We start from the raw sequence: 767 nt of genomic DNA on the forward strand, positions 1-767 counted from the left end.
ACGTCCACCTGCGTCTGCCCGCTCCCACCACCGCGGACCGGCACCGCCTGGACACCCTCGTGTCCGCCGCCCGGCCCGCCCACATGCCCTACACCGTCCAGGTGACCGCCACCCCCGAGAGGAACCCGCACCCATGACGACCCCCCAGAACTGCGCCGACTGCGGCACCCGCGCGGAACCGGGCCAGTCGTTCTGCGACGCATGCGGGTCGGTACTGAGCTGGACGGACGGCGCCGCCCGCACCGCCGGAAACGCCGGCCCCGACGACGCCGCCCGCGGCTCCGGATCAACCGGTGCCGCCGATGCGGCCGGTGCGGCCGGTGGCGCGGCAGGCGCGGCAGGCACCACGCCGTCCCCGACCGCATCCGCCACACCCGCCACACCCGCGATATCCGCCACACCAGCCACACCGGCATCGACATCCGCACCCACATCGGCATCCGCACCCGCGTCCGTATCCGCCGCACCCGCATCCGCACCTGCACCCGCCGACGCCCACCCCGGCTGGGACGCCTTCTCCCGCCCGGACGGAGGTGCGGGCCTCCCCCGCACCCCCCGGGACCGCACAGGTCCGGCCACCGCAGCGCACACCACGGCGAGCCGCACCACCGCTCCACCGGTTCCCGGCACCACGGAAGAAGCCTCCGCCCGAGCCACACAGGGCCCGGAACCCGGCACCGCCTTCGCGCAGCCCGCGGACCACCGCCCCGGGACACCCGCCGACGAAACGACCCCGTCGGCGGGTGTCCCGGGGCGGTGGTCCGCGG

The 767-nt window shown here is 76.5% G+C and carries 2 pseudogenes; both read left to right on the forward strand.

The window, feature by feature from the left end:
* Positions 1-137 (forward strand): annotated as a pseudogene (locus tag K4G64_RS40910) (phage tail protein); the annotation flags it as partial.
* Positions 134-767: pseudogene (locus K4G64_RS41260) on the forward strand (zinc ribbon domain-containing protein); the annotation flags it as partial. The pseudogenes K4G64_RS40910 and K4G64_RS41260, both read left to right, overlap by 4 nt.

This window comes from Streptomyces sp. WAC04114 (assembly GCF_019733245.1).
In the GTDB taxonomy this organism is placed as follows: domain Bacteria; phylum Actinomycetota; class Actinomycetes; order Streptomycetales; family Streptomycetaceae; genus Streptomyces; species Streptomyces massasporeus_A.